Source organism: Nocardiopsis prasina DSM 43845, assembly GCF_000341265.1.
GTDB lineage: Bacteria > Actinomycetota > Actinomycetes > Streptosporangiales > Streptosporangiaceae > Nocardiopsis > Nocardiopsis prasina.
Map to the genome: position 1 here is coordinate 1 of NZ_ANAE01000160.1, position 9,230 is coordinate 9,230.

10 protein-coding genes are annotated in these 9,230 nt (G+C 69.9%); 6 read left to right on the forward strand and 4 right to left on the reverse strand.

Translation table 11 applies throughout. The features are described from left to right. On the reverse strand, positions 1–413 hold a 413-nt coding region (locus D452_RS28610; protein WP_040694255.1), incomplete at its 3' end, for an aldehyde dehydrogenase family protein. Between the two features lie 459 nt (positions 414–872). On the opposite strand from D452_RS28610, the gene D452_RS0118570 reads away from it, so the two are divergent. The 3 genes from D452_RS0118570 (at position 873) to D452_RS0118580 (ending at position 3,182) form a co-directional block, all read left to right on the forward strand. After that, on the forward strand, positions 873–1,463 hold the full coding sequence (locus D452_RS0118570) for a TetR/AcrR family transcriptional regulator (RefSeq protein ID WP_026129456.1): 591 nt from the start codon (positions 873–875) through the stop codon (positions 1,461–1,463). After that, positions 1,457–2,353, forward strand: coding sequence for an alpha/beta hydrolase family protein (locus D452_RS0118575; protein WP_017545649.1), 897 nt, complete (start codon positions 1,457–1,459; stop codon positions 2,351–2,353). Before D452_RS0118570 ends, D452_RS0118575 begins: the two co-directional genes overlap by 7 nt. 205 nt (positions 2,354–2,558) lie before the next feature. Then, a complete protein-coding gene (locus D452_RS0118580) occupies positions 2,559–3,182 on the forward strand; it encodes an HD domain-containing protein (RefSeq protein WP_017545650.1) in 624 nt (207 codons plus the stop codon). Positions 3,183–3,225: 43 nt separating this feature from the next. On the opposite strand, the gene D452_RS0118585 is transcribed toward D452_RS0118580, so the two are convergent. The 3 genes from D452_RS0118585 to D452_RS0118595 all read right to left on the reverse strand — a co-directional run bounded on the left by D452_RS0118585 (position 3,226) and on the right by D452_RS0118595 (position 6,147). Continuing rightward, the gene (locus D452_RS0118585; protein ID WP_017545651.1) at positions 3,226–3,984 is read right to left on the reverse strand and encodes a sulfite exporter TauE/SafE family protein; all 759 of its coding nucleotides are present in this window, start codon (positions 3,982–3,984) and stop codon (positions 3,226–3,228) included. A gap of 179 nt (positions 3,985–4,163) precedes the next feature. Then, positions 4,164–5,090: an SPFH domain-containing protein gene (locus D452_RS0118590; RefSeq protein ID WP_017545652.1), complete on the reverse strand. Its 927-nt coding sequence runs from the start codon at positions 5,088–5,090 to the stop codon at positions 4,164–4,166. A 271-nt stretch (positions 5,091–5,361) separates the two neighbouring features. Then, positions 5,362–6,147 carry an ABC transporter ATP-binding protein gene (locus tag D452_RS0118595; protein ID WP_017545653.1) on the reverse strand — a complete coding sequence of 262 codons (786 nt, stop codon included), beginning with the start codon at positions 6,145–6,147 and terminating at the stop codon, positions 5,362–5,364. A 55-nt stretch (positions 6,148–6,202) separates the two neighbouring features. Here D452_RS0118595 and D452_RS0118600 point away from each other — a divergent pair, with 55 nt between their 5' ends. The 3 genes from D452_RS0118600 (at position 6,203) to serB (ending at position 9,071) form a co-directional block, all read left to right on the forward strand. Further along, positions 6,203–6,973, forward strand: coding sequence for a hypothetical protein (locus D452_RS0118600; protein WP_017545654.1), 771 nt, complete (start codon positions 6,203–6,205; stop codon positions 6,971–6,973). 138 nt (positions 6,974–7,111) lie between these two features. Then, positions 7,112–7,768 carry a DUF1707 SHOCT-like domain-containing protein gene (locus D452_RS0118605; RefSeq protein ID WP_017545655.1) on the forward strand — a complete coding sequence of 219 codons (657 nt, stop codon included), beginning with the start codon at positions 7,112–7,114 and terminating at the stop codon, positions 7,766–7,768. 91 nt (positions 7,769–7,859) lie between these two features. Then, positions 7,860–9,071 (forward strand): phosphoserine phosphatase SerB, encoded by a 1,212-nt coding sequence (gene serB / locus D452_RS0118610; protein ID WP_026129457.1) that lies wholly within the window; start codon positions 7,860–7,862, stop codon positions 9,069–9,071. The last annotated feature ends 159 nt before the right edge of the window (positions 9,072–9,230 follow it).

Sequence of the window (9,230 nt, forward strand, 5' to 3'; positions counted from 1 at the left end):
TCGCCCCCGGCGGTGGAGAAGGCGAACGGGAAGTTGCTGGCCCCGAAGACCACCACCGGGCCGAGCGGAACCAGCAGGCGCCGCACGTCCGGACGGGGCGTGCCCCAGTCCGGGTCCGCCGGGTCGAGCATCGCCTCCAGGTACTCGCCCTCCTCCAGGACGTCCGCGAACAGGCGGAGCTGGAAGGTGGTCCGGCCCAGCTCACCCCGGCAGCGCGCCTCGGGGTAGTGGGCCTCGGCCATCGCGACGGGGACCAGGGCGTCGGCCGCGGCGTCCAGGGCGTCGGCCACCCCCCGCAGCGCGCGGGCGCGTTCGGTGGCGGGCAGGGCGGCGTAGAGCGGTGCGGCGGCGGCCGCGCGCTCCAGTACGGAGTCGAGTTCCTCGGGTGTGGTGTCGGGGGCTGCGGTGGTCATGGCCAGAACCTCCTGGAGGGATGCGTGCGCGGCGTCGGGCACGGGCCCCACGATGCCATGACCGCCCGCACAGGGCACGGTCCTGCCATTCACGACGCGACATCGCGACTACCCAAAGCGACATGGGGCGACACAACAGACCAATGGGGCAACTTCGATTTCACCCCCTGACACCCACTCCCACCTGGAAGAACGCCGACCACACGGCCGCTGGCCGCCCCCGGACGAGGTTCCTCCGCACGAAACTGGAATTTCCCCGGAACCAGGTGATTCCGGAAAGGCATCATAGGTTTCGTGACGACTAATTCCCGAAGCTCAACGCCCCCGCGCGCACGACGGGCTCCCGGTGCGAACAACGGGGCCGCGACGCGTGAGGGCCGTGGGCCCGCCAGCGTCGCCAACGACGAACTCGCCTTCGCGCAGGCGCCCCTGCGCAGGCTCCCGGCCCAACAGCGCAGCATGGTTCGGGTCCAGCGCATGCTCGACTGCTGCGCCGACCTCCTCGACGAGGTCGGCTACGACAACCTCTCCACCACCCGGATCGCCGAACGCGCCGGGGTGGCCATCGGCTCCGTCTACCAGTTCTTCCCGGACAAGAAGGCCATCACCCAGGCCCTCGGACTCCGCTTCCTCGATCAGTTCAGCGCCCGGGTCACCGAGCGGCTCGCCGACGCCTCGTTCACCCACTGGACCATCGCCGTCGACGCCATCGTCGACGAGTACATCGACATGCACCGCAACGTGCCGGGGTTCCGCAGCCTGCACTTCGGCGACATCGTCGACCCGCGTCTGCTCAACGGCGGCAGCGACAACAACCGTGTGATCTCCGTGCGACTGCGCAGGATCATCGTCTCCGTCACCGGCATCCCCGACGACGCCGCCCTCGACCGCGCCATCCACGTGGCGGTCGAGGCCGCCGACGCCGTCCTCAAGCTCGCCTTCCGCGACAACCCCGAAGGCGACCCCGCCCTGGTCCACGAGGCCAAGCGCCTCGTCAGCAGCTACCTGTCCCACTTCTCCGAACCCGACGGGGGCGACCGTTCTTGGTAGTCGACTCGACAGCTCACACCGCGACCGCACCCGTCACCGGCACCGTCGCGGGTGTCCCCTTCCTCGCGCTGCCCCCGGCCAGCGCCACCGACACCCCGGCACCGCTCGTCATCGGCCTCCACGCCTTCGAACCGCCGCGCAGCCAGGCCGCCCTGGCCGGGGCCGTCCCCATGGCGTCCCTCCCTGCCTGGCGGGTCCACCTCGGCCTCCCCCAGTTCGGCGCCCGCCTGCCCGAGGGCGGTGTCGCCGAGATCAACCGGCGCGGCGAGCACGACTACCTCCTCGAACTCTTCGGTCCCGTGGTCGAGGAGGCCGCCGCCGAACTGCCCCGCGTCGCCGACGAACTGAGAGCGGTCTTCCCCGTCGCGGACACCCCCGTGGGCCTGGTCGGAGTGGGCGCCGGCGCCACAGCCGCCGTCCTGGCCCTGGCCGGGAACCGGCTCCCGGTGGGCGCGGCCGCGATCATCAACCCCGTCGTGGACCCCGCGCAACCAGTGCACGCCCGCGAACTCCGCACGGGCGTCCCCTACCAGTGGAGCGCCCAGGCCCAGCGGGCCCGCGACTGGCTGGACCTGACCGCCCGCGCCGAGGCCCTCTCCCGCACCGGTGTCCCCGTCCTCATCGTCAACGGGGGCCTGGACGAGGTCTGCCCTCCCGAGCACGGCCGAGCCCTCCACAACGCGCTCGCCCGGTCGGGCACGGCCCACGCCTCCGAACATGCGCTCCGTCACATCGTGGTCCCCGACCTCGCCCACGCGATCGGTCCGGAGCCCGGCCTCGAACCGGGCCCGCTCACCCCCGCCGGAGTCCTCACCGACCGCGCCCTCACCGAGTGGTTCCACCTGCACCTGACCGCTTCCAGGCAGGTCCAGGCACCCACGCGCCCCTGAACGCCGGCGGTCAGGGCCACCGCCGCGCCCGTGCGGCCGCGCGGACGGACGACGTTCACCCACACCACCCCGCGGCCTTCCTCCGCGGCCGCCTCCCGGACGCCACCGCGACAGTCAGCACACGTTCCATGGGATCATCCAGTGGCGACCGCGTCCGCGGTCCCACCTGATCCGTTTCGACTCATCCATCAGGAGGGCGAACCACGTGACGGAACCGGCACCGGTCATTGCCAGCGGGGTCGACAACGAGCGGTTGAACGCGCAACTGCGCTTCATCCTCGAAGTGGACAAACTCAAGCGCGTCCTGCGGCAGAACCTGCTGGTGGACGGCTCCCGGCGGGAGAACTCCGCGGAGCACTCCTGGCATCTGGCCCTGTCCGCCCGAACCTTCGCCGAGTACGCTCCCGAGGGCACCGACATCGACCGCGCCGCCGAGATGCTCCTCATCCACGACATCGTGGAGATCGACGCGGGCGACACCTTCCTCTTCGACCAGGTCAACACCGAGACGCAGGACGAGCGCGAACGCGCCGCCGCCGACCGCCTCTTCCCCCTGCTCCCCGAGGACCAGGCCACCCGCGCCCGCGAACTGTGGGACGAGTTCGAGGCCCGTGTCACCCCGGAGGCGCGGTTCGCCCGCGCCGTGGACCGGCTGGCTCCCATGCTCGCCAACTGGCACAACGAGGGCGGGGCGTGGGTGCGCTTCGGCGTCACCAAGGCCCAGGTCCTGGAGAAGGTGAAGCTGGTCTCCGAGGGCTCCGAGGCCCTGGGCGCCTACGCGACCGCGCTGATCGACGACGCCGACCGGCGCGGCTACTTCCGGGGCTGACCGACCCCTCCCAGGCCGACCGCCCAGCTCCGGCACCGAGGGGTCAGATCCGGCCCAGGATCAGCTGGAGCGCGGCGGTCAGGCCGACGACCACCAGGACCATCCTCAGCGCGGTCGGGCTGAGCCTTCGGCCGTAGTTGGCCCCGAAGTAGCCGCCGATGATCGTCCCGACCGCGATGAGGCCCACCACGGGCCAGGCGGGCGACGCGAGCACGATGTAGAAGACCGCCGCCGTGCTGTTGGCGATGGTGGCGAGCGCGTTCTTCAGGGCGTTGAGCCGCTGGAGGTCGTCGTCCAGGGTCGCGCCGAGCAGGCTGACCAGGATGATCCCCTGCGCCGCCGCGAAGTATCCGCCGTAGGTACCGGCCCCGTAGGCGCCCAGCGGCATGAGGACGCCGCCGTTCTTGGAGGCGGGCCTGCGGGCCCGGACCCACTTGGTGATACGCGGCTGGAGGATGATCAGCACGCACGCGCCGCCGATCATGAACGGCACCACGGACTCGAACACGCCCGAGGGCAGGTAGATGAGCAGCAGCGCGCCGGTGATCGCCCCGAAGAAGGACATGGTGCCGAACCGGATCAGCCGGGACTTCTGTCCCGCCAGTTCACGCCGGTAGGCGACGGTGCCGCTGAGCGTTCCGGGGGCCAGGCCGATGCTGTTGGACACGGTCGCGGTGATCGGCGGGTAGCCGAGCGCGAGCAGCACCGGGAAGGTGAACAGCGTGCCCGAACCGGCGACGGCGTTGATGCCGCCGGCGGCGACACCGGCGAGCAGGATGGCCAGTGCCTCCCAGAGTTCCATCGCGGCGTCCCCCGATCCGTCGCTCCCCGTCCGTCGAGGGCCAGAACAGACTACGAGACCGGGTCGCAAGCCCCTCGGACCGGGGCCTGACCAGCGGGGTGACCGGAAACACACGAGGGCCCCGCCGTTCGGTCACCGGCGGGGCCCCTCGTGTCCGGACGCGTCCGGGTCGGCTCCAGTCAGTTCGGGAGCTTCACGACCTCGTTCTGGATGCGGTCGAAGGCGGTGCTGACGCCCTGGAGCGCCTTGCCCATCTCCGCCGGGACCACCCACACCTTGTTGGCGTCGCCCTTGGCGATCTCCGGGAGCTTCTGGAGGTACTGGTAGGCGAGCACGTCCGGGTCGACCCGGCTCGTGTGCAGCGCCTTGAACACCATGTGGATGGCGTCGGCCTCACCCCGGGCCCGCAGGGTCTGCGCGTCCGCGTCGGCCTTGGCCGTGAGCATCTGCGCCTCCGCGCTACCCTGCGCCCGCAGCACGGACGAGGAGCGCTCACCCTCGGCCCGCAGGACGGCGGCCTGCTTCTCACCCTCGGCGCTGAGCAGCTGGGCGCGCTTCTCGCGGTCCGCGCGCATCTGCATCTCCATCGCCTCCTGCACGGAGGACGGCGGCTCGATGCCCTTCAGCTCGATACGGCTGATCTCGATGCCCCAGTCGCGCGTGGCCTCGTCCAGGACGGACTTCAGCTCGCGGTTGATCTGGTCCCGGGAGGTGAGCGTGCCCTCCAGGTTCATGCCACCGATGACGTTGCGCAGGGTCGCGAGCGTGAGCTGTTCGACGGCCTGGATGAAGTTGGCGACCTCGTAGGTGGCGCGGTAGGCGTCGACGACCCGGATGTAGACCGCCGAGTCGACCTCGACCGCCAGGTTGTCCTCGGTGATGGCGGACTGCGGCGGGAAACTGACCACCTGGACACGGCGGTCGATCCGTTCACGGACCTGGTCCACACCGGGAATCACGATGTTGAAGCCGGAACTGAGCGTTCGGTGGAACTTACCGAAGCGCTCGACGACATCCTCCATCGAGTGCGGCACGATACGCACACTTCGCCAGAAGATGATCAGAAGTACGGCGACGAAGAGTACGACGATGATGATCGGGGCCATGGGCTAACCCACCCTCCCGACGTCGAACCGGGTAACGGTGTTCAACAGCGGCATCTGCGGCAGCTCCGGATCTCCTGACGGGGGTGACAGGCAGCGTGCGAGCGGACCGCACCCTCGCGGCTCGCCCCGGGGGATGATCAAAGCGCGCCGAAATAGAGCGATCCGCTCACTGAACGTTGACGCTACCCCATACCCCTCCGGGCCGACCACATCCGGACGGAAATAGGATTTACGGACAATACATTCCGCGCATATAAACGCCCCCTATTTGCTAGACGGCCTTCGCCGTCCAACGGTCTCCGTCACGCTCCACCTTCAACGGGAGACCGAACGTCTCACCCAGGTTCTCCGCGTTCATGACCTCGTCCAACGGACCGGCCTGCACGACCCGTCCGTCACGGACCAGCAGTCCGTGCGTGAAGCTCGGCGGGATCTCCTCCACGTGGTGGGAGACCACCACCAGCGCGGGCGCCATCTCGTTGGCCGCCAGCTTGCTCAGCCGACGCACCAGGTCCTCACGGCCCCCCAGGTCCAGACCGGCCGCGGGCTCGTCCAGGAGCAGCAGCTCCGGGTCGGACATCAGCGCACGGGCGATCAGCACCCGCTTGCGCTCGCCCTCGGACAGCGTGTGGAACACCCGGTCCGCGAGGTCGGCCACGCCCCAGTGGCCCAGCAGAGCACGCGCCCGCCCGTAGTCGGGCGTCCCGTACTCCTCACGGAACCGCCCCAGGTAGCCGTAGGCGGCGCTGACCACCAGGTCCAGGACCGGGGTCCCCGGCTCGATCCGGCCGGACACGGACGCGCCCGCGTAACCGATCAGCGGCCGCAGCTCGAACACGTCCACCGCGCCGAGCCGCTCCCCCAGGATCTCCACCCCGCCCTCAGTGGGGTGCAGCTGGCTGGAGGCCACGTTCAAGAGCGTGGTCTTGCCCGCCCCGTTCGGGCCGAGCACCACCCAGCGCTCACCCTCCAGCACCGACCAGTCGACGCCGTCGAGAAGCCTCTCGCCACCCCGTCGTACCGTGACCCCGCTCAGGCCCAGAACACGCCCGTCCATCATCCTCCTATCGTCACGTCCCACGCCGGTGCACGGGCCGCCCTACCCTGAAGTAATGCATCTGACGTCCGCACCGCTCGTCGCCTGGGGCAACGCCTGGCTGTCCGGACACGTCGGCCTGGACGACGCCGTCGACGCCGTCGAGCGCCGGAGCGGCCCCAACCTGATCGGGACAGTACCCCCAGGCGACCTGCCGTTCGACAGCGGCGTACCGCTGCGGACCGCACTGGTACGCCTGCGAGGACTGGGCCTTTCCGGGTTCCGGTTGGCGCTGCCCACCTGGGGTGACCCGTTCGGGCTGGTGGGCCCGGCCGAACTCAACCAGGCCGCCATCGAGGCACAGGAGGGGGTGCTGGTGCGGCTCGCCGAACGGCAGGTGGGGCTGGTGCCCTCCGCCGACCGGCGTGGTTCATCCTACGTGGGCGTCTCGTGGGCCCCGTATCCGGCGAACGCCACCGTTCCCCAGGTACCGGACCTGCCCGACGCCGAGCGGCAGCTGAAACTCACCCTGCTCCGCGTGGTCCAGCAGATGGAGTCCGTGGACGACGTCGCCGGCTTCTCGCCCACCGTGCAAGGGGCCCTGGGCGACTCGGGTCCCCCGCTGCTCGCCCACGGCTACCCCGCGCGGGCGCACCGGGTCGCGGCGCAGGCCGTGCGGCTCTCGAAGATCGTGGAACTGGCCGAACCCGGGTCCGGCCGCGGCCTCAACGCCCACCAGGCCGACACACGAGCGCAGGCGCTGCGCGAGCTGGACGCCGCGGTCCGCCGCGCCCTGGTGGCCGCCCACGCGGCCCTCGACCACGGGTATGGCTCGTCCCCGTCGTAGATGGGACCCTGGGAGGAGTGTCGGGATTTCTCGGGGTGAAGCCAGGGGATTCACCTGATCCACGGCGGGACCGACCAGCCGGATACTGAAGGGGAGAGGCCGTTCGTGGCCGACCCACTGAGGAGGAGAGCCGTCATCATGCAACCCGAGCACATCCGAGCCTCGGACGCGGACCGGGACCAGGTTGCCGAACGGCTCCGTGAAGCCCTCGCCGAGGGACGACTCAGCCCGGTCGAGCACGAGGAGCGGCTGGACACCCTGTACAGGGCCAAGACCATCGGGGAGCTGTCCCCGATCATCTCCGACCTGCCCGGCCCCGGAGGGATCTCCCACCCCGGCTTCACCTCCCTGGACCGCAGCGACCCCGACAGCGGTATGGAGATCCTCGGCAGCGAGGCCCGTGACCTGGCCGGACAGAGCAAGGGCTCGGAGAACCTGGTGGCGGTCTTCGGCGGCTGCGAGCGCCGGGGACGGTGGCTGGTGGAGCCCCGCACCAACGTGTCGGTGCTGTGCGGCGGGGTGGAACTGGACCTTCGCGAGGCGGTGCTGAGCCAGCACGAGGTCACCATCCAGATCGCCGTCATCATGGGCGGGGTGGACATCACGGTGCCCCACGGAGTCCGGGTGATCAACAACACGTCGGCGATTCTGGGCGGCACCGACCTCCACGGAACGGACCAGGTCACGGACCCGAACGCGCCGGTCGTGCGTCTGACCGGGACGTGCATGCTGGGCGGGGTGGACGTGAAGGCCAAGAAGGTCAAGAAGAAGCGCAAGGGTCGTCGCGAGAAGTAGGCGCCAAGGTGTCCACATAGTGAACTAGCTGCGAAAACCCCAGACCCTGCCCGTCACTTCCGCCCCACGGCCGAGTACCGTGGGTGGTGCCATGAGTGATGAATCCACGTTGTTGGTCACGATGACAGGGCGCGATCGCCCTGGCATCAGCGCACGCCTTCTGAGCACCCTCTCCGTCTTTCCCGTCACCATCGTCGACCTCGAGCAGGTCGTCCTGGGCGGCCGACTGGTCCTGGGCTCGGTTCTGGAGGTCGACGAACGGGTCGCCCCCGGGGTCAGCGGACAGCGGGTCTTCGAGGAGATCCGCTCCGCCCTGGACAAGACCGCGATCGACCTCGACATGGAGGTCGAGTACGGCGGTGGGAACGGCCGCGTGAACGAGTTCGCCTCGGAGCGGCTCCACGTCACCGTCCTCGCCGCACCCCTGCGACCCGGAGCCCTGGGCGCGATCACCTCGTGCGTGGCCCGGTCCGGCGCCAACATCGACCGGATCGAGCGGCTCTCCGGCTACCCGGTGACCTCCGTGGAGATGGAGATCTCCGGAGGCGACCCGGACCAGCTCCGAGCGGAGCTGGCGATGGAGTCCGCCACCCAGGGTGTGGACGTCGCCGTGCAGTCCAGCGGGCTGCACCGCCGCGGCAAGCACCTCATCGTCATGGACGTCGACTCGACCCTGATCCAGGGCGAGGTCATCGAACTCCTCGCGGCCCACGCCGGCTGTGAGGAGGAGGTGGCCCGGGTGACGGAGGAGGCCATGCGCGGGGAGCTGGACTTCGAGGAGTCGCTCCGACGGCGCGTGTCCCTCCTGAAGGGTCTGGACGCCTCCGCGATCGACCGGGTCCGGGACGAGATCCAGCTGACCCCGGGCGCCCGCACCCTGGTCCGCACCCTGAAGCGGCTGGGCTACGAGTGCGGCATCGTGAGCGGTGGCTTCACCCAGATCACCGACGTCCTGGTGGAGCGGCTCGGCCTGGACTACTCGGCCGCGAACACACTGGAGATCGTCGACGGCGAGCTCACCGGTGAGCTGCTCGGCCCCATCATCGACCGCAAGGGCAAGGCGACCACGCTGCAACGCTTCGCCGAGGAGGCCGGGGTCCCGCTTGAGCAGACCGTGGCCGTGGGCGACGGCGCCAACGACCTGGACATGCTCCAGACCGCGGGCCTGGGCGTGGCCTTCAACGCCAAGCCGGTGGTCCGCCAGCAGGCGGACACGTCGGTGAACGTCCCCTACCTGGACACGATCGCGTTCATCCTGGGCATCACCCGCGAGGAGATCGAGGCCGCCGACCTCCACGGCTGAACAGGGAGCGTCAACGCTCACGGACCCCCGGTGGCCTTCGGCCCCGGGGGTTCTCTCATGACCTCGGCCCCGGGGCTTCTCTCATAACCCAACCCACACCCGAAAACCACGATCCCCAACCCCAAATTCACAAACGCACAAACAACCCCAACAAAAAAG

Excerpts from the sequence above, each read along its gene's own strand:
- D452_RS0118570 (WP_026129456.1), top strand. The coding sequence starts at position 873 with ATGGTTCGGGTCCAGCGCATGCTCGACTGCTGCGCCGACCTCCTCGAC.
- D452_RS0118585 (WP_017545651.1), bottom strand. The coding sequence starts at position 3,984 with ATGGAACTCTGGGAGGCACTGGCCATCCTGCTCGCCGGTGTCGCCGCC.
- D452_RS0118590 (WP_017545652.1), bottom strand. The coding sequence starts at position 5,090 with ATGGCCCCGATCATCATCGTCGTACTCTTCGTCGCCGTACTTCTGATC.
- D452_RS0118595 (WP_017545653.1), bottom strand. The coding sequence starts at position 6,147 with ATGGACGGGCGTGTTCTGGGCCTGAGCGGGGTCACGGTACGACGGGGT.
- D452_RS0118600 (WP_017545654.1), top strand. The coding sequence starts at position 6,203 with ATGCATCTGACGTCCGCACCGCTCGTCGCCTGGGGCAACGCCTGGCTG.
- D452_RS0118605 (WP_017545655.1), top strand. The coding sequence starts at position 7,112 with ATGCAACCCGAGCACATCCGAGCCTCGGACGCGGACCGGGACCAGGTT.
- serB (WP_026129457.1), top strand. The coding sequence starts at position 7,860 with ATGAGTGATGAATCCACGTTGTTGGTCACGATGACAGGGCGCGATCGC.